Genomic DNA, 19434 nt, shown 5'->3' with positions numbered 1-19434 from the left:
CAATCCGTGCCAGCCGCCCGAGTTCTCCTGAAGTGTACCGCTGCGTACCGTGCGGACTACCGTGCATCAGCGGCAATCTGTCGCGATCACCCGCTTATTTGGCGAGATCGCCGAGCCATCCCTGCGACACGCCATAACGCACGATGTCGGCTCTGGTGGACAGGCCGAGCTTCTCGACCGCCCTCGACTTGTGCGTCTCGATCGTCTTCACGCTGACGTCCAGGCGTCCGGCAATTTCCTTGTTGCTGAAGCCCTGCGCGATGAAGCGCAGCACTTCGGTCTCGCGCGGCGTCAGCTCATGTTGAGACGCCTTGCCCGGATGAGACTCGTCAACTCTTGAAGCCGGCAGCACCTTCTCCGCGACAGCCGGATCGAGATAGACGCCGCCCTCCGCAATCGCCCTGATGGCGCGCACCAGATCTTCTGCCGCGGAGCGCTTGAGCAGATAGCCACGCACGCCGGCCTGCATCATCGGTTCGACATAGGCGCGATCCTCGTGGACCGTCAGCGCGAGCATCCGCACCGACGGCACCTTGTCCGCAATCCGATGCGCCAGCGCGATGCCGCCGATGACGGGAAGCGAAATGTCCAGAACCGCGATGTCCGGGGTTTCACGCGCGATGAGTTCAAGCGCGGTCTCGGCATCCGTGGCTTCGCCGACGACCTCCATGTCGCCGACGCGCTCCAGGAGCGCCTTCATGCCTGCAAGCACGAGAGGATGATCATCCGCGAGCGTGATCCGGATCGGCGTCAAGATCTCAGACTCCCGTTGATCACCGGCACCGTCAGGAAGAGGGTCGTTCCGTGCCGGGGCTCGGTTTCGATCGCGAGCGTTCCTCCCAGGAGTGACATTCTCTCTTCGATGAACGAGAGCCCCAGCCTCTGGCTCGCGCCGTCAGGACTGGCGCGGCGGCTGGGATCAAATCCCTTGCCATCGTCTTCGACGATGACGCGGAGCTCTTCTTCGCGCCGGTCCAGCACGACGCTGACGTGCCGCGCGTCCGCATGCTTCGCCACATTGGTCAGGGCTTCCTGAATGGCGCGATAGATCGCGCTCTCGACCTCCGGCGGAAGCCGGCCGGCTCGTCCCAACGTCTGGACATCCGTGCTCACGCCGAATCGTCGCGACCATTCCGAACAGAACGCTTCCACTGCCTTGTACAATCCCAAATCGTCCAGCGCGGCGGGACGAAGATCCGCAGCGATCTGATGGATGTCACGCCCGATGTCGCTCGCGAGCGCCTGCAACGCGTGCAGACTGTCGAGCTGCGCGGCCTGCCCGGGGAGTTGCGCGATCGCCTGCTCGACGTTCTTGAGGCCAAATAGCAGGCCGGTCACGGTCTGGCCGATCTGATCGTGCAATTCACGCGACAGGCGCTTGCGCTCATCCTCTTCCGCCTTGCCCAGTCGTCTCAGCAGACGCTGCCGGTCGAGCTCCGCGCGCTTGCTGTCGTCGATGTCGACGAGAACGGCGACCACGACCTCACCGCCCGTATCCGGCCGCTGCGAGCAGCGGCCGTTCACACGCAACCAGCGCGCCGGTGGCGTCGCCGTTCTGAAGTCCACCGTGACGGCCTCGTCCCCGCGACAATGCAGCAGAGCGTTCCTGACCGCAGCACGGTCGGCCGGCTCGATGGCTTCGACAACGCGATCGAGGGCGAGCGTCAGGTCCTCATGGGCGGCCTCGTCGCTCAGCTGCAGCATCTGGAGGGCTCGCCCGGAGGCAATGACGTCACCCGTCGACACGGTCAGACTGAAGACGCCGAGGTCCGCGGCATCGACCATGATGCGTCGCCGCTCTTCACTGGCCTTCAGGGCCAGCGCCGCCTGAGCCTCTTGCTCCAGACGTCGCTGCGAGATATCGCGAGCAGTGAACCACACGAGCGCCATGCCCAGCGTCAAACTGACCGCTCCTCCACTGGCAAGGACGAAGGCCGATCGGCGAACCGGCGCATCAAGCTGATCTGTCGGGATTCCGAGATGAACCGACCAGCCGCTGGTGCCCGGCAGCTCCTTGAAAATCGAATCGACGCGGGCGCCTTCCGGGGTCGTTGCCGTGTAGTTTCCTTCCGATCCTTCCGAGATCGCCTGCCGGACGGCAGCGCCAGCCGGCCTTCCGAGCTCGAACGGTTCGCCAATTGTCCGCGCGACGATGTTGCCCTTTGCGTCGACGACGACACCGACCCACCCGGGTGGAGCGCCGGCGCCCTTCAAGATCTGGCTGACCGCATCCGGCACCAGAGCGACCGTCAGCACGAATTTCAGCTCACCGTGCCGTTCGACCGGCGCCCTGAGCGCAACGAGCCGTTTGCCGGAAATGGGGCCGATCGGGCCGATGCCGCCGATCGCCGCCTTGCGAGTCGCCAAGATCCGTTCGAAATTCTCGCGGTCTGCCGTCGCTCCGAGGTCGGCCCCGATGGGCCGCAGCAGATTGAGCACCTGATTGCCTTTAGGATCGACGAGTTCGATGGTCTCCCAGAGCGGCCTTGCCTGCTTGATGCGAAGCGCTTCGATGTAGAACGAGTCCAGATCCGGCGCATCCAGGCTCGCAGAGGTGGCGAGTGTCTCAGCAATCTCGACCTGAAGTCCCAGCTCGGATGACAGACGGCCGACGACACGGTTGAGCGTCTCGAGTGCAGCGAGGCGCGAATCGGTTCGGGCCTGGCGGGCGTTCAGGAACACCACCCAGCCAGCAAACAGGATCAGGGGAATTGCGGCGGCCATGACCAGGAGCACCAGGGACCGCCGGGCGGCACTCGCTTTCTGACTGGTCAATCTATCCCTCAAAAACCAGGTTCTCTCCGGGTCAGGTTTTTCCTGACGGCGCCTCACCGTCAGCCCGACTGGGATGAGCGTCCTGCACTCACCATCAATAGTCAAATGGCGATGGTGAGGACGGTGGACATGCTGAAAACCGACACGATAGACGATCGCGCGTGGACCCCGCGACCACCGCGAACCATCAACGACCAGGGATTGCTCTGCTCAGATCCGCAGGAGACAGGCAACGCGCTGCTCAGCAGGCTTTCGCGCCGCTCGCGCCAGAACCTGCTCGAGCGCTGCGAGAACGTCGATCTCGCGGCCAGAATGCATCTTCAGGATCGTGGGGTTCCCATTCAGTATGCCTATTTTATCGAATCAGGCGCTGCCTCAGTGAGCACCCGGGCCGGGGACTGTCTGCAAGTCGAAATTCAGACCTTGGGCAAGAAGGATTTTGTCGGCATTCCGCTGATTCTCGGCATGCGCATTTCACCACATACGTGCACCGTGCAGGTGCCGGGAACCGCGCTGCGTATTCGCGCGGAAGCGCTGATCCACGTGATGACCACGGACCGCGAGGTCGAAAAGATGCTGCTGCGGTACGTCCAGGCGACCCTCATTCAAAGTTCCCAGCTCGTGGCTTGCAACTCGCGACACAGCCTGAATCAGCGCGTCGCGCGATGGCTGCTGGTGGCCAGGGACCGCACGGACAGCCCGGAGATCGGCATCACCCATCGCTCGATAGCCCAGGCGCTCGGCGTGCGGCGGGCGAGCATCACCGACACGTTCGCCGAAATGGAGGCTGCCGGGCTCATCCGCCGCAGCCGCAAGCACATTGCGATCACCAACGAGGCCTGCATGGCGGAACTGAGCTGCAACTGCCACCGCGTGATCCAGGCAGCCCACGAGAACTCCCTGTTCGGAAATCCCGGTCTGCACATCGAGCGGCGCTGACTTCGGCGTACGCCCTGGAATTTCTGCAAGGAACGAACACTCTCCTGAAGGCATTCCTTGGCAAGATGCCGCTCAGGCACGACCGGTCCGGGCGGCTGCATGCGATCGAATATCAGGTCCAGTTCCGCATCGCGACGCCCGACAAAGCAGTGAGAGCGACTTGACGTTTTCCCTTCTGGACCTGAGTGCGATCCTGCTGGTTCTCTCGGCGCTGTTCGGCTGGCTGAATCAGAAGTACAGCCCGCTGCCGCACACGATCGGCCTGTTATTGATGAGTGTCGTGGTCTCCGGCATTCTGGTGCTGGTTGACGTCGCCGCGCCGTCGCATCACCTGTTCGCGCCGCTGACGAACGCGCTGCTCCAGATCGACTTCTCCTCGGTTGTCATGAACGGGATGCTCGGCTTTCTCCTGTTCGCCGGCTCGCTGCACGTCGATCTCAAGCAGCTCAGGCGCCGGGCTGTTCCGGTGATCACTCTGGCCCTGCTTGGTACGGGCATCTCGACCGTCGTCGTCGGCTTTGGCTTCTACGGTGCGTGCACGGCCATCGGCCTGCCGATCTCACTCGCCTGGTCGCTGGTCTTCGGCGCCCTCATCAGTCCCACCGATCCCGTGGCGGTTCTGAGCACGCTCAAGAACATCCGCGTCCCGCCGGACCTGGAGATCGAGATGCAGGGCGAGTCGCTCTTCAACGACGGCATCGGCATCGTCCTGTTCACCATTCTGCTTCGCTATGCCACGGGCGGTGGCGATGTCGGTGCCTCCGACATCGGCCGGTTGCTGCTGTTCGAAGCGGGCGGTGGAATTCTCCTGGGTCTGGCGGGCGGCTATATCGCCTACAGGGCCATGCATGCGATCGATGACTATGCGATCGAGGTTCTGCTGTCCTTGGCGCTCGTCACCTCCGTCTACGCGGTTGCCTTGCGGCTACATTGCAGTGCGCCGCTCGCGGTGGTCGCTGCCGGATTGCTGATCGGAGATCGCGGCCCGCGATACGCCATGAGCGAGCAGACCCAGCGCTATCTGTTCGGCCTGTGGACCCTGATCGACGAGATCCTGAATTCGGTTCTCTTCCTGCTGATCGGCCTGGAGGTTCTCCTGCTCCGCTTCGGCACGCTGGCGCTGCTGGGAGCCGCAACGGCGATCCCGATCGTGCTGCTGGGCCGCCTGACGGCCGTCAGCCTTCCGTTGCTGTTCCTGGCGCGGACCACCCTCGTCTCGGCCCACAACATCCCCTTCCTGACCTGGGCGGGAGTTCGAGGCGGCATCTCCGTCGCGCTGGCGCTGTCGCTTCCGGAAGGAGCGGCCAAGGCTCCCATTCTCGCGGCCACCTATGCGGTCGTCGTGTTCAGCGTGATCGTCCAAGGATCGACGCTCGGCCTCGTCGCAAAGCGGACGTTGTCTCTGTCGGACAAGACGGCTTGACAGCAAGGGGCGCCCCACCCTGCTGCCTTGCAATCGCCAGCGGTGACCGCGCCGCCCGCAAACCGGACGCACGCTTCACCCGTCGAGTGATATCGACGCTATGCGCAACGCAACACGACGGCGCTGGCGCAAGCCGCTAGTCTTTGATCCCCGTGGCCCGCTCGAGCCATCCCATGCCGAACAAGACCAGCAACGTGATCGCGATCGCCGCCCCGACCAGAAGCCAGGCCCCTAACGCACAAGCGATTCCGAGCCCCGCAGCGATCCAGACGGTGGCCGCTGTCGTCAGTCCGCGAACCGTCTTCGCGCGCTGGTCTCTCAAGATGACGCCAGCACCGATGAACCCGACCCCGCTGATCACCCCGGTCAGAACGCCCTGGATCACCCTCGAGATCGCATCCGGGTGATCCCGCAGGTCCTTGAACTCGATCGCCGCGATCGACACCAACGCAGATCCGAGCGAGACAAGTGCAAGCGTCCGCATGCCCACGGCCTTGCCAAGCATGTCCCGATCAATCCCGATCAGCAGGCCGGTCGCAGCCGCCACCAGCAGGCGCAGAACATCGTCGTACTGATCCATGTGGCCTCCGGTCACGCTCGAACTTTGTCATCCATGACAGCAATTGCCTTCGCCCAGCCAAGTTCATCCACTCGTCGCCGAGGTCCGGATGGAAACAATCGAGGCCTCCGCCTGGCCCGGCCCTTGGTACGGCACCGGACCGTCAGCCGACGTCGACCGGCCGCCGTTTGGAACGGCGTCTTTGTGAGTACGTTGGGCGAGCACGCCTGCAGGAGTACGTCATGGCTGAGAGAAACAATACGGTCACCCATGACGAGGAACGCACCGTCCACTATGACGGTCCAGCCGGAGGCTGGGGCTCTCTGAGAGGCATCTCGCGCATTTTCGGCAAGGAATGGGACACACCGACGGCCATCGAGACGTTGATGCGGCAAAACAAGCCGCGCGGCTTCATGTGCGTGTCCTGCTCCTGGGCCAAGCCGGCAACCTATCACACCTTCGAGTTTTGCGAGAACGGCGCAAAGGCGACGCTGTGGGAGCTGACGACCCGCCGCTGCACGCCTGATTTCTTCGCTGCACACACCGTGACCGAATTGCTGTCGTGGACCGACTATGAGCTCGAGCAGCAGGGCCGGCTGACTCAGCCGATGCGGTACGACGGTGCGATCGACAAATATGTGCCCTGCAGCTGGGACGAGGCATTCGCGGCGATCGGCGCACAGCTGAACCGGCTTGATCCGAAGTCGGTGATCTTCTACTCATCAGGCCGCGCCAGCCTCGAAACCTCCTATCTGTACGCGCTGTTTGCGCGTGCCTATGGCTGCAACAACCTGCCTGACAGTTCGAACATGTGCCACGAGACGACCTCGGTCGCGCTCAAGAAGGTGATCGGCGCCGGCGTCGGCACCGTCGTGTTCGACGACCTCAAGAATTGCGATGCGATGTTCTTCTTCGGGCAGAACACCGGCTCGAACAGCCCGCGCTTCCTGCATCCGTTGCAGGAGGCCGCCCAGCGCGGCGTCCCGATCGTCACCTTCAATCCGGTCCGCGAAAAAGGGCTCGTCGCCTTCACCAATCCGCAAAGCCCGACCGAGATGTTGACCGGGAGCGAAACGCCGATCAGCACGCAGTATCACCAGGTCAAGCTTGGCGGCGATATCGCTGTCATCATGGGCATTTGCAAATATGTCTTTGCGGCCGATGACGAAGCCAAGACGCAGGGCAAGCGCGTTCTCGACGCCCCCTTCATCGCGCAGCACACCAGCGGCTTCGAGGCGTTCGAGGCCAAGGTTCGCGCGACGCCATGGCCCGAGATCGAGGAGCGGTCGGGACTGAGCCAGGGTGCCATCGAACGGGCCGCGCGGATCTATGTCCAGGCCGACCGCGTCATCGCCATCTACGGCATGGGACTGACCCAGCATGTCCACGGCTTCGAGAACGTGGCCATGCTGGTAAACATGCTGCTGCTGAAGGGCAATATCGGTCGCGACGGCACCGGCATCTCTCCGGTCCGCGGCCACTCCAACGTGCAGGGACAGCGGACGGTCGGGATTTCCGAGAAGCCGGAGCTGGTGCCGCTCGACAAGATCCAGCAGCAGTTCGGCTTCGATCCGCCCCGCGACAAGGGCATGAACACCGTCGAGGCCTGCGAGGGCATTCTGGCCGGCAAGGTCAAGGCCTTCTTCGGGCTCGGCGGCAATTTCGTCCGCGCCATCCCTGAACGCGAGGCGATGGAGAATGCCTGGCGCTCCATGGAGCTCACTGTACAAATCGCGACAAAGCTCAACCGCAGCCATCTCGTCAACGGCAAGGCGGCCTATCTGCTGCCATGTCGCGGGCGCACCGAGGAGGACATGCAGGCGTCGGGGCCTCAGGCGGTCACGATGGAGGATACGTTCAGCTGCATCCAGGGATCCATCGGCATGCGGCAACCGGCGAGCGAGCACCTGAAATCCGAGATCGACATCGTCGCCAGCCTCGCCGAGGCGACGATGGCGCCAAATCCAAAGCTCCGATGGCGCGAATGGGTCAGCGATTACGCGCGGATCCGGGATCTGATCGCCGAAACCTATCCGGATGAGTTTCACGATTTCAACGCCCGCATGTTCACGCCCGGCGGGTTCTACCGCGGCAATTCGGCGCGCGAGCGCATCTGGAAGACCAAGAGCGGACAAGCGGATTTCACGGTGCCAGAGACGCTCGATGCCGCCGGCTTCGACGACGCGCCGGGACGCTACCGGCTGCTGACGATGCGCAGCAACGACCAGTTCAACACCACGATCTACGGTTTCAGCGATCGCATGCGCGGCATCGAGGGCACGCGGCAGGTGCTGCTGATGAGCCCCGCAGACATCGCCGGCGCAGGACTGAGCGAAGGCCAGATGGTTTTCCTGGTCAGCGACGCCGAGGACGGGATCCACCGCGAAGCGGGCCCGCTGAAGGTGACGCCGTTCGACCTGCCTGCGGGGTGCGTGGGCGCCTACTATCCCGAGATGAATCCGCTCGTCCCGCTGTCTCACCACGATTGCCAGTCGAAGACCCCGGCATCGAAGTCTGTGCCGGTCAGGATCAAGGCCTAGTAGAGCGAACAGACGACGAGACGGGACACATGCAGATCTTCCGTCCCGGAGCCAACACGATCGCCCTTCTGGTGCTCGCGGCGATCGGCGCCACTCCGGTGCTCGGCATCGGCCTCGCCTACCGGATCACAAGCTCGCCCTACACAACGAACCAGGACGTCACGCGCAACCAACCGGTGCCCTTCAGCCATGACCATCACGTCGGCGGCCTCGGCCTCGACTGCCGCTATTGCCACACCTCCGTGGAAAAGGCCCGCTTCGCCGGAGTGCCGCCGACGGAGACCTGCATGACCTGCCATTCGCAATTGTGGACCAATGCGACGATGCTGGCTCCGGTGCGCAAGAGTCTCGCCGAGAACAAGCCGATCGCGTGGCGGCGCGTCCACCGCCTGCCGGACTACGTGTATTTCGATCATTCGGTCCACATCGCCAAGGGCGTCGGCTGCGTGACCTGCCACGGCCGGGTCGACCGCATGCCGCTGATGCGGCAGGCCGCACCCCTGACCATGGGATGGTGCCTCGACTGCCATCGCGATCCGGCGAAGGCGTTGCAGCCGCGCGAGACCGTGTTCGATCCGACATGGACGCCGCCACCCGATCAGAAGAAGGCCGGCGCGCGACTGGCCGCGGCCTATCACATTCACACCGGTCATCTCACGGACTGCTCGATATGCCACAGGTGAACGAACTGCCGACGGTCGCATCACCGGTGATGGAGCCCGCGCCGATCGACCGCCGGAAGGCGCTCGGCCTGCTTGCGGCGGGGATTGCGTCGGGACTTGCCTCGTGCAGCAAGCCTGCCGAGACCATCATTCCCTATGTGGCGATGCCCGAGCGGCTGGTTCCAGGCGAGGCTTTGCACTTCGCCACGACCTTGCCGCTGTCCGGCTACGGCCGCGGCGTCATCGTCAAGTCGATCGACGGCCGTCCCATCAAGATCGAAGGCAATCTCCGTCACCCCGCAAGCTTAGGAGCCACCGACCTGTTTGCCGAGGCGACGGTGCTGTCGCTCTACGATCCCGACCGCTCGGCCGTCGTCCTGCGGGACGGGGCGATCACGTCATACGAGGCGCTACAGCAGGCGTTCCTCGGCGAGCAGCAGCACATGCGCGCCAATGACGGCGAAGGCTTCCGCGTGCTGACGGGGCCGACGACCTCGCCGACGTTGCTGCGCCAGATCGGCGAGCTTCTTCGGACCTATCCGAAGGCGCGATGGCATAGCCATGACCCGCTCGGAGATCCCGCGGCGGAGGCCGGCGCGACGCTCGCCTTTGGACGGCCGCTGCATGCCATTCCGCGGCTGGACAAGGCGCGCATCATCGTGGTGCTCGATGCAGACCCGCTGGGCGCGGGCCCGGATCAGATGCGCAATGGGCGCGGGTTTGCCGCACATCGCAGGCCCACGACATCGGACTTCTCGCGCATCTACGCCTTCGAGCCTGTGCCCAGTCTGACGGGTGCGAAAGCCGATCATCGGCTGGCGCTCGGAACGAACGAGATCGGTGAAGTCGCCGTCGCGATCGCGCGGGCGCAGGGCGCTGCCGTGCGCGAGCCGGCCATCCCCGAGCGGGCCCGATCCCTGGTCACCGCGCTGACGAAGGATCTCGCGGATCATCGGGGAGCCGCGCTGGTGCTGGCGGGCCCGGGCCTCACGGCCGAGACACATGCCCTGGTACACTGGATCAACACGCACGGGCAGGCCCCGCTCGACCTGATCGAGCCCCTCGCGCGCACGCCCGAGGGTCGCGCGCCCGCCTCGATCTCGGAGCTGACCGCCGATCTCGCGGCCGGCAAGGTCACGCAGATCGTCATGATCGGCGTGAACCCGGCCTACGATACGCCGGCCGAGCTCGGCTTTGCTGCCGCGCTGCCGAACGCGCGCTTCCGCCTCCATGCCGGCTGCTATGCGAACGAAACGGCTGAGCTCGCCACCTGGCACGTTCCGCTGAGCCACGTGCTCGAGTCCTGGTCGGATATTCGCGCGCGCGACGGCACAGCGAGCCTGATCCAGCCCTTGATCCGGCCGCTCCATCGCACGATGACCGATCACGAGCTGCTGGCCCGACTCGTAGGACAAGCCGACGCGCGGTCCTACGATCTGGTCCGCGAGACGTGGCGCTCTCAAGGAGGCGCGGATTTCGAAAATTGGTGGTCGCAGGCGTTGCATGACGGCGTGATCGCGAACTCGGCAGCCCCTCCCGTCAGCGCCGGCGAGCCGGTGCTTCCCGCACTTGCCGATGCAGCGCCAAAGGACGAGCACGGCGACGAGCAAGGTCATGAGCGCCTCGCGCTTGTGCTGCGACCCGACCCCTGCCTGTGGGACGGCTCTTTCGCCAACAATGCCTGGCTCCAGGAATGTCCGAAGCCGCTGAGCAAGCAGGTCTGGGGCAACGCCCTGCTGCTGCACCCCGACGACGCAAGGCGGCTCGGGATGGCCGGTGGCGATGTTGTCACCATCGCGTCTCGCGGACAGCACGTGCAGGCGCCGGTCCTGATCGAGCCGGGGCTCGCGCCTCGGTCCGCGAGCCTGACGCTCGGAATGGGTCGCCGCAAGGCCGGCGCGATCGGCAGCGGCGTCGGCGTCGATGCCTACGTGCTGCGTGGCGTGGACTCGCCCTGGCTTGTCCCCTCAGTGAGTCTCGCGCGCACCGGTCGCCGGCAGGCCATTCTCACGACCCAGAACGTGGTGCGACGGCCGGACGATGTCCGCGAGTTGTTCCCCGTGCATCAGCTCGGCAAACCGCAAGCCTTGCCCAAGACGCTTGCGATCGACGACAGGCCCAGCCTGATGCCGGAGCGGCCGCGGCCGGATAACGGCCATGCCTGGGCCATGACGATCGACACCTCACTCTGCATCGGCTGCAACGCCTGCGTCGTGGCCTGCCAGGCCGAGAACAACGTTCCCGTGGTAGGACCGGAAGAGGTCGCGCGCGGCCGCGACATGCATTGGCTGCGCGTCGACGTCTACGATCATGGCGGCTCCGGCGATCAGCAGCTCGGCTTTCAGCCGGTGCCCTGCATGCATTGCGAGCACGCGCCCTGCGAACCGGTCTGCCCGGTCGCCGCCTCGGTCCATGACGGCGGCGGCCTCAATCTGCAGGTCTACAACCGCTGCGTCGGCACGCGATTCTGCGAAGCCAATTGTCCCTACAAGGTCCGCCGCTTCAATTTCTTCGGCTACGCCGATGGACAGGAATACGCCAATCTCGGCCTCGATCCGTACCGCGGGCAGAAGAACCCGGAGGTCACGGTCCGTGCACGCGGCGTGATGGAGAAGTGCACCTATTGCGTTCAGCGCATCAGTGCCGCTGAACGCGCAGCGGATCGCGAGGGCCGTCAGGTGGGCGCCGACGAGGTTCACACCGCCTGCCAGAATGCCTGCCCCACGCAGGCGATCACGTTCGGCGACCTGCAGCAGCCGGACGCGTCGATCCTGCGCCGCCGCACCGAGCCGGGCCACTACGCGCTGCTGGCGCATCTCGGGACCCGGCCGCGGACCACCTATTTGGCGGATGTCCGCAACCCCGCGCCAGACCATGGCGGGGGCGGCACGTGAGCCAGGTGCTGGAGCCCGATCCCGCCGCGCCGTCGCGCTGGATTGCGGCCCGGCGCGCAAGCGACGTCCAGGTCACCCAGGCGATCACGGCGCCGCTGCTGACCTCGCCGGGCCGCGTCTGGTGGTTGTCGCTGCTGGTGAGCGGCATCATCAGCCTGTGGTTCCTTGTTGCGGTCGTCTGGCTGTTCGATCAGGGGATCGGCATCTGGGGCGTCAACTCCACCATCGTCTGGGGCGTCGCCATCGCCAACTACGTCTGGTGGATCGGCATCGGCAATGCCGGCACGCTGATCTCGGCGATGCTGCTGCTGACGCGCCAGAAGTGGCGTGGATCCATCAATCGCTTCGCCGAAGCCATGACGCTGTTCGCGGTGGCCATCGCCGGGCTGATGCCGATCATGCATCTGGGCCGCCCGATCTATGCCTACTGGCTGGCGCCCTATCCGAACACGATGGCGCTGTGGCCGCAATGGCGCAGCGCGCTGGTGTGGGACTTCTGGGCCATCGTCAGCTACCTGCTGTTCTCCATCCTGTTCTGGTACGTCAGCCTGATCCCCGACCTCGCCACGATGCGCGACCGGACGCGCTCTTACGCGGGACAGCGCTTCTACGGCGCGCTCGCACTGGGTTGGCGCGGATCGGCGCGACACTGGTCGCGGCTCCAAACCTTGCACAGCACGATGGCCGCCCTCGGCGTGCCCCTGGTCTGCTCGGTGCATTCGATCGTCGGGCTCGATTTCGCGGCGAGCCTGATGCCCGGCTGGCAGGAAGCGATCTTCCCGCCCTATTTCGTGGTCGGCGCGATGTACTCCGGATTCGCGATGGTGGTCGTGCTGGCGCTCGTCATTCGCTGGGGTTTCGGCCTGCAGGCGATCATCACGCGCCGACATTTCGAGGTGATCGGGCGCGTCCTGCTGATGTCGTCGATCGTGATGGGATACTCCTACGCGACCGAATGGTTCATGGCCTGGTACGGCGGCGAGCATCGCGAGCGGGGCCTCGTCGCCTTCGAGTTCACCGGGACCTATGCGCCGATGTATTGGGCCCTGCTCGCCTGCAACGTCGCTATCCCGCAGCTGCTCTGGTTGCCGCGGCTCAGGCGTTCGCTGCCGGTCCTGTTAGCGATCGCCATCGCCATCAATGTCGGAATGTGGCTGGAGCGCATCCTCATCGTCTGGAACACGCTGTCGCACGGCTACATGCCCTCGCTCTGGCGCAGCTTTCACTTCACCTTCTGGGACTGGTCGTTCCTGATCGCACCGCTCGGGCTGTTCGCCCTGCTGTTCCTCGTGTTCGTCCGTCTGGTGCCGGCGGTCTCGATGTTCGACATGCGGGAGCTGGCCCATGAGGAGGGCGTGGCATGAGCACGACCTATCTGGCCGAGTATCGTGACATCGAACGGCTGCAGATCGCGCTCGCGCGCGTCAAGCAGACCCCTCACCAGGCGCTCGATGCGTTCACGCCCTATCCGGTGGAGGGGCTCGATGACGAACTCGGCTTCCGCCCGTCCCATATCCGCACAGCCATGCTGCTCGGAGGTCTTGCCGTGGCAGCCGTCGCCTTCGGCCTGCAATGGTACAGCGCCACGATCGACTATCCCATCAACAGCGGCGGCCGCCCGCTGAACTCGTGGCAGGTGTTCCTGCTGGTCCCGTTCGAGGTCGGCGTCTTTGCCGCCGCGCTCAGCGGCGTCATCGCCTTTCTCTGGTCGTGCGGCCTGCCCCGCCTCCATCATCCACTGTTCGATGTCCCGGGCTTCGAGCGCGCCACCCAGGACCACTATTTCCTGCTGGCAGCCGCCGGCAATGACGGTGCGTCCGATCTCCGTCAAGTCCTGCAGGACGCCGGTGCGGTGGTCGTCACGGAGCTGCGCGCGCCATGATCCCCCGCCTGCTCCCCGCGCTGACAGGTCTCGTGCTGCTCGGCGGTTGCGGCGATCACTCCATGACGCATCAGAACCGATACGGCACCTATGGCGCAGCACCCTCGCTGCCGAACGGGACCGAGGCCCAGCCTTTGCCACAGGGGACCGTGGCCCAAGGCGATCTCGAGCGGGCGGCGCAGGCCCGCCAGCCGGCCACGGTTTCTGCCGACCTCCTGGAGCGCGGCCACGAACGCTACGACATCTACTGCTCGCCCTGTCACGGACTCGCCGGCCGGGGAGATGGCATGATCGTGCAGCGCGGCTTCCCGCGACCGCCGTCCTATCACACGGCCCGCCTGCGCGCGGCTCCCGCGCAGCACTTCTTCGACGTCATCACTCACGGCTATGGCGTGATGTACTCCTACGCCGCCCGGGTCGAGCCGCGCGACCGCTGGGCAATCGTCGCCTATATCCGGGCGTTGCAACAGTCGCAGCACACCGACGTCGCCGAGGTGCCCGAGCTTCGGAGCAAGCTGCCATGACCACCGGCATCCGCTCCTCGGCCCGACAATCGATCCCTGGCGCGAGCGCTGGCATCGGACTGCTGATCGCGGCCGCCGCAGCTCTTACCGTGGCAGTCGTCGGCTTCACCGGCGCCCTCCCGTCCGTCTCCCGTGGCTGGCTGGTCGGCTTTGCCATCTGGAGCTCTGTTCCGATTGGAAGCATGACGCTGCTGATGATCCATCGCCTGACCGGCGGGACGTGGGGCGTTGCGGCCCGCCCGGTGCTGCGGCCCGCGGCGGCTCTGATGCCGATGGTGCTGATCGCGATCGTCCCCATCCTGGCTTCCCTGCCGTCGATCTACCCATGGGCCGCGGACCCGGGCCGCGTGCCGGCCGATGTCGCGCGCTGGTATCTCAGCAGTCCCTGGTTCGTGCTGCGCGCGCTGGTCACGTTGGCTGGATGGTCGGTATTGGGGCTCGTCTTCGCCATGCGCGCCGGCAGCCGGCTGCTCGCCGCGCTAGGGCTGGCGTTCTTCGGCCTGACCATCAGCCTCGTCTCGGTCGATTGGTATCTGTCGGTCGAGCCTGACTATGTCGCGACGGCATTCGCAGCGATGATCGCCATCCAGCAGATGCTGGCGGCCCTGGCTGTGGCCACCGTCCTGACCATTCGTGTGCTCGATCCAAAGGTCGCCGGCGATCTCGGCGGCTTGCTGATCGCGACGCTGCTCGGCGTGGTCTATCTCGGCTACATGACCATGGTCGTGGCCTGGTACGGTGACCTTCCGGACAAGGCCGAGTGGTTCCTGAAGCGCGTGTCTCCCGTCTGGCTCGCGGTCCTCCTGGTCGCTTTCGTTGCGGGAGCCCTGCTGCCGTTCGGCATGCTGATGATCAAATCGGTCCGCAGCAGCTCGAATGGCCTGCTGATCGCAGGCGGCTTGATCCTGATCGGCGTGTCGCTGCATCTCGCCTGGCTGATCACGCCGGCTTTCCCGCAGCAGGCGGCGACGGTCGCCTTTGCGGCCATCACCCTGCTGGTGCTGGCGCTCGCATCCGCGGTCGCCGCTCCAGGAGTTCGCTCACCGGTGGAGGGCGGCGATGCCGACTGAGGAGATGGGCAGCCGGGCCCTTCCGCAACCGCCCGCGATCGACGCCCGGATCGTCGCCTGGATCATCGCCGGATTCCTGGCATTTGTCGCAGCGTCGATGACCGGCCTGTTCTACTATCTCGACGTCTATGCGCCGGACATCATGACCCAGGCGCCGCCGCGCCAGGTTCCGCAGCCGGCGCTGCAACGATCACCTTCCTCGGATCTTGCAGCGTTCGAGAAGGCCCAGCGCGCCGAGCTGACGACCTACGCCTGGATCGACCGCGACCGGAACCTCGCCCGGATCCCGATCGAGGACGCCATGCGCATCGTCGCCAGCCGCGGTGATCACGGCTTCGATCCGGTCGCACCGCCTGACGCCGCCCCGTCGGTTACGCCCGGAGCCCAACCATGACCCGGCTCCTCGTCGCCGCCGCCATCGTGCTGTGGTCCACGCAGGCCATGGCTGGCCTCGCGCAACGGCAGATCGATGGCGTTGCGCTGGCGCCAGAGGCCGATGCGAAGGTGCCGACAGACCTGGTGTTCAAGGCCCTGGACGGAAAGAACATCACCCTCGGCGCCGCCATCGGCCATCGTCCGACATTGCTGCTCCCAGCCGATTTCACCTGCCGCCAGATCTGCGGACCGGCCCTGACAATCGTCTCGGCGGCCCTGCAGCAGACCGGGCTGATTGCCGGACGCGACTACAGCCTCGTCGTCGTCGGCATTGACGCAAGGAATGATCTGGCCGACGCGCGCCGCTTTGCCGGCGCCCAGGTCGGCGGTCCCGGCGTTGCGGTGCTGACCGGCAGCACCGCGGCCATCGACCGGTTGACGACGGCGATCGGCTATCACTTCGAGGCGGATACCGCCAACGAGGCCGTTGCCCACCCGGCGGCCCTGGTCACGCTCTCGCCGGGCGGACGTGTCACCCGGGCGCTTTCCAGCCTTGCCCTGCAACCGCAGGATCTGCGCATCGCGCTGATCGAAGCCGGCCAGGGAACGATCGGCGGCCTCGGCGGGCGAATTGCCCTGCTCTGCTATGGCTTCGATGCGGTGCATCGCGTGTACACGAGCCGGATCGAAACGCTGCTCCAGCTCGCCGGCGCCGGCACATGCGCTCTGCTGATGGGCGCCATCGCCCTGCTGCTGGCGCGCGCGAGGAAAAGCGGGGCGCCGACATGAGCTCTTTCCTGCACCTGTCGAGCGCCACCACCCACGCCCAGGACGTCGACCGGATCTTTGATCTGTTGCTGGCGCTGTCCGCCGCGACATCGGCGCTGGTGTTCGGCTTGATACTCACCTTCGCCGTTCGCTACCGGCGCGGCTCGGCGGCTCCACGCGGACGGCTGCCGGAATTCGTGAGCCGGGAATTCGAAATCGGCTGGACCGCTGCCACGCTGTTCACCTTCGTCTTCCTGTTCTGGTGGGCGTCCTCGATCGACGTCAGCAGCCAGTCGGCGCCGGCCAATGCACTCGATATCCATGTCCTGGCCAAGCAATGGATGTGGAAGACGCAGCACGCCAATGGCGCGCGGGAGATTAACGAGCTTCACGTGCCAGTCGGGCGGGCGATCCGCCTGCAGATGACGTCGCAAGATGTCATCCACTCGTTCTTCGTGCCGGCCTTCCGCGTCAAGCAGGACGTTCTGCCGGGACGGACGACCGAGCTGTGGTTCAAGCCGACCAGGACCGGTGTCTTCCCGCTGCTCTGCGCCGAATATTGCGGCACCGACCACTCGCTGATGCGCGGCCGCATCATCGTGATGCAGCCGGAGGCCTACGCGCAATGGCTGAGCGCGCAGCCCCAGGGCGACGACCTCGCGCATCAGGGCGCCCGGCTGTTCGTCGCCAATGGCTGCTCCGGTTGCCATGCCAGCTCCTCGAATGTCCACGCGCCAAGTCTGCAGGGACTCTATGGTCGCACCGTCGCGCTGGCGGACGGACGGCACGTGGTCGCCGATGACGCCTATATCCGGGATTCGATCCTCCAGCCCAAGCGCGACATCGCAGCCGGATACGAGCCGATCATGCCGAGCTTCGCCGGCCTGCTCGATGACGGCGAGATCCAGAGTTTGATTGCCTACATCCGATCGTTGACAGCGGGAGAGCATCAATGACAGACGCCCTGCTCGATGGCGAACTCCCGCTGCCGCCGCGGCTCGACTATCTGCGCCACGGCAGCACGATCGCATCCTGGCTGATCACCACGGATCACAAGCGCATCGCAATCCTCTATGCCATCACCATCACCGTGTTCTTCTTCATGGGCGGCGCCGCCATCACCATGGTCCGGCTCGAGCTGTTCCAGCCGAACGGCTGGCTGCTGACCTCGGACAGCTACAACAAGCTGTTCTCGTTCCACGGCATCGTCATGGTCTGGTTCTTCCTGGTGCCGTCGATTCCGAACACGCTCGGCAACTTCCTGCTGCCGCTGATGATCGGCGCGCCCGATGTCGCGTTTCCGCGGCTCAACCTGTTCAGCTGGTATCTCACCATCGCCGCCGGCCTGTTCACGGTCTACGCGCTGGTCGCAGGCGGCGTCGACACCGGCTGGACCTTCTATACCCCCTACTCGACGATGTTCTCCAACAGCCACGTGTTCGCTGCCGCCGCGGGCGTGTTCGTCGTCGGCTTCGCGAGCATCGCCACCGGCGTCAACTTCATCGCCACCACGCACATGCTGCGCGCGCCGGGAATGACCTGGTTCCGCCTGCCCCTGTTCGTATGGGCGATCTACGCGACCTCGATCATCATCGTGCTGGCAACGCCCGTGCTGGCGATCTCGCTGATGCTGGTGATGGCGGAGCGCTGGCTCGGCCTGCCGATCTTCAATCCCGCCAATGGCGGCGATCCGATCCTGTTCCAGCACCTGTTCTGGTTCTACTCGCATCCGGCCGTCTACATCATGGTCCTGCCGGCCATGGGCGTCGTCTCCGAGATCATTCCCTGCTTCGCGCGCCGCCGCATCTTCGGCTATGATTTCATGGTCTATGCGATCATGGCCATCGCGGGCATCGGCTTCTTCGTCTGGGGCCACCATATGTTCGTCTCCGGACAGTCCATCTATGCGAGCCTGATCTTCTCCTTCCTGTCGTTCATCATCGCCGTGCCCTCGGCGATCAAGGTCTTCAACTGGACGGCGTCGCTCTATCGCGGCCAGATCAGCTTCGATTCTCCGATGCTGTATGCACTCGGCTTCGTCGGACTGTTCACGACGGGTGGGCTGTCGGGGCTGTTCCTCGCATCCATTCCGGTCGACATCCACGTGACCGACACCTACTTCGTCGTCGCGCATTTCCACTACATCATGGTCGGCGGCTCGGTGTCGGCGTTCTTCGCCGGCCTGCACTTCTGGTGGCCGAAGGTCACCGGCAAGACCTATCCCGAGAGCTGGGCGAAATTCGCCGCCATCCTGATGTATGCCGGCTTCAACATGACGTTCCTGCCGCAGTTCTTCGCCGGCTATCTCGGAATGCCCCGCCGTTACCACACCTACCCGCCCGAGTTTCAGGTCTACAACGTCATGTCGTCCGCCGGCGCTGCCGTCCTCGCCGCCGCCTACCTGCTGCCGCTCGGCTATCTGACGTGGTCGCTGTTCTACGGACGGACGGCAGGCAAGAACCCCTGGGGGGCCACCGGGCTCGAGTGGAGCACGACGTCCCCGCCCCCGCCGAAGAATTTCGACCGGCAGCCGCGGGTCGAGCGGGGACCCTACGAGTATCACGCGGCGGGCCAGTCGGCCGGCACCGATCGGCCGGCCGTTCAAGATGCGCGAGACGTGACATGACGGAAACGAATGCCCTTCTCAGGGAGCCGTGGGACAGTTTTGCGCGCCAGCGCGACGCCGGACGCTTCGGCATCTGGGTCTTTCTCGCCAGCGAGATGCTGTTCTTCGGCGCACTGATGGCGACCTACGCGATCTGCCGAACCGAGAACGCTGCCGCCTTTTCGGCCGCGGGGCGTGAGACCAATATCTGGTATGGGACGATCAACACCGTCATTCTCCTCACCAGCAGCCTGACGATGGCGGTCGCGTCGCAGGCCGCGAGCTCCGGCCGCGACTTTCGGCGGCTGATGATCGGCTGCCTCTCGGCCACCGCCCTGCTCGGCCTCGCCTTCCTGGTGGTGAAGGGCTTCGAGTACAAGGAGGACATCGACAAGAGCCTGATCCCCGGCTTGCATTT

At 65.3% G+C, this 19434-nt stretch carries 17 protein-coding genes; 14 read left to right on the top strand and 3 right to left on the bottom strand.

The window, feature by feature from the left end:
* Positions 1-94: 94 nt before the first annotated feature.
* Positions 95-754 (bottom strand): response regulator transcription factor, encoded by a 660-nt coding sequence (locus tag BRAO375_RS02330; RefSeq protein WP_009025838.1) that lies wholly within the window; start codon positions 752-754, stop codon positions 95-97.
* Positions 751-2775: a sensor histidine kinase gene (locus BRAO375_RS02325; protein WP_035638501.1), complete on the bottom strand. Its 2025-nt coding sequence runs from the start codon at positions 2773-2775 to the stop codon at positions 751-753. Before BRAO375_RS02325 ends, BRAO375_RS02330 begins: the two co-directional genes overlap by 4 nt.
* 129 nt (positions 2776-2904) lie before the next feature.
* Here BRAO375_RS02325 and BRAO375_RS02320 point away from each other — a divergent pair, with 129 nt between their 5' ends.
* Together BRAO375_RS02320 and BRAO375_RS02315 are read left to right on the top strand one after the other, a co-directional pair.
* Positions 2905-3714, top strand: a complete 810-nt coding sequence (locus BRAO375_RS02320; protein WP_009025836.1) for a Crp/Fnr family transcriptional regulator — start codon at positions 2905-2907, stop codon at positions 3712-3714.
* A gap of 160 nt (positions 3715-3874) precedes the next feature.
* A complete protein-coding gene (locus tag BRAO375_RS02315) occupies positions 3875-5137 on the top strand; it encodes a cation:proton antiporter (RefSeq protein ID WP_009025835.1) in 1263 nt (420 codons plus the stop codon).
* A gap of 136 nt (positions 5138-5273) precedes the next feature.
* On the opposite strand, the gene BRAO375_RS02310 is transcribed toward BRAO375_RS02315, so the two are convergent.
* Entirely contained in the window at positions 5274-5717 is a 444-nt protein-coding gene (locus BRAO375_RS02310; protein WP_009025834.1) for an MgtC/SapB family protein, read from the bottom strand.
* A 221-nt stretch (positions 5718-5938) separates the two neighbouring features.
* Between BRAO375_RS02310 and BRAO375_RS02305 the strand changes: the two genes are divergently transcribed.
* The 12 genes from BRAO375_RS02305 to BRAO375_RS02250 all read left to right on the top strand — a co-directional run.
* Positions 5939-8236 carry an FdhF/YdeP family oxidoreductase gene (locus BRAO375_RS02305; RefSeq protein WP_009025833.1) on the top strand — a complete coding sequence of 766 codons (2298 nt, stop codon included), beginning with the start codon at positions 5939-5941 and terminating at the stop codon, positions 8234-8236.
* Positions 8237-8265: 29 nt separating this feature from the next.
* The gene (locus tag BRAO375_RS02300) at positions 8266-8919 is read left to right on the top strand and encodes a cytochrome c3 family protein (protein WP_009025832.1); all 654 of its coding nucleotides are present in this window, start codon (positions 8266-8268) and stop codon (positions 8917-8919) included.
* Positions 8907-11792: a 4Fe-4S dicluster domain-containing protein gene (locus tag BRAO375_RS02295; protein ID WP_009025831.1), complete on the top strand. Its 2886-nt coding sequence runs from the start codon at positions 8907-8909 to the stop codon at positions 11790-11792. Before BRAO375_RS02300 ends, BRAO375_RS02295 begins: the two co-directional genes overlap by 13 nt.
* Positions 11789-13156 (top strand): NrfD/PsrC family molybdoenzyme membrane anchor subunit, encoded by a 1368-nt coding sequence (nrfD, locus tag BRAO375_RS02290; protein ID WP_009025830.1) that lies wholly within the window; start codon positions 11789-11791, stop codon positions 13154-13156. Before BRAO375_RS02295 ends, nrfD begins: the two co-directional genes overlap by 4 nt.
* On the top strand, positions 13153-13674 hold the full coding sequence (locus BRAO375_RS02285) for a DUF3341 domain-containing protein (RefSeq protein WP_009025829.1): 522 nt from the start codon (positions 13153-13155) through the stop codon (positions 13672-13674). Before nrfD ends, BRAO375_RS02285 begins: the two co-directional genes overlap by 4 nt.
* A complete protein-coding gene (locus tag BRAO375_RS02280; RefSeq protein ID WP_009025828.1) occupies positions 13671-14198 on the top strand; it encodes a c-type cytochrome in 528 nt (175 codons plus the stop codon). Before BRAO375_RS02285 ends, BRAO375_RS02280 begins: the two co-directional genes overlap by 4 nt.
* Positions 14195-15268 (top strand): hypothetical protein, encoded by a 1074-nt coding sequence (locus BRAO375_RS02275; RefSeq protein ID WP_009025827.1) that lies wholly within the window; start codon positions 14195-14197, stop codon positions 15266-15268. Before BRAO375_RS02280 ends, BRAO375_RS02275 begins: the two co-directional genes overlap by 4 nt.
* On the top strand, positions 15258-15662 hold the full coding sequence (locus BRAO375_RS02270; protein WP_035638497.1) for a hypothetical protein: 405 nt from the start codon (positions 15258-15260) through the stop codon (positions 15660-15662). Before BRAO375_RS02275 ends, BRAO375_RS02270 begins: the two co-directional genes overlap by 11 nt.
* Complete coding sequence (locus BRAO375_RS02265; protein ID WP_009025825.1) at positions 15659-16432, top strand: SCO family protein; 774 nt, start codon at positions 15659-15661, stop codon at positions 16430-16432. Before BRAO375_RS02270 ends, BRAO375_RS02265 begins: the two co-directional genes overlap by 4 nt.
* On the top strand, positions 16429-17367 hold the full coding sequence (gene coxB, locus BRAO375_RS02260) for a cytochrome c oxidase subunit II (protein WP_009025824.1): 939 nt from the start codon (positions 16429-16431) through the stop codon (positions 17365-17367). The genes BRAO375_RS02265 and coxB overlap by 4 nt, the downstream gene beginning before the upstream one ends.
* Positions 17364-19037, top strand: a complete 1674-nt coding sequence (locus BRAO375_RS02255) for a cytochrome c oxidase subunit I (protein WP_009025823.1) — start codon at positions 17364-17366, stop codon at positions 19035-19037. The genes coxB and BRAO375_RS02255 overlap by 4 nt, the downstream gene beginning before the upstream one ends.
* The coding region (locus tag BRAO375_RS02250; protein ID WP_035638494.1) for a cytochrome c oxidase subunit 3 at positions 19034-19434 on the top strand (401 nt) is incomplete at its 3' end. The genes BRAO375_RS02255 and BRAO375_RS02250, both read left to right, overlap by 4 nt.

This window comes from Bradyrhizobium sp. ORS 375 (assembly GCF_000239775.1).
In the GTDB taxonomy this organism is placed as follows: domain Bacteria; phylum Pseudomonadota; class Alphaproteobacteria; order Rhizobiales; family Xanthobacteraceae; genus Bradyrhizobium.
Note: the sequence above shows the minus strand (reverse complement) of the source record. Positions and strands in the feature narration are given on the sequence as shown.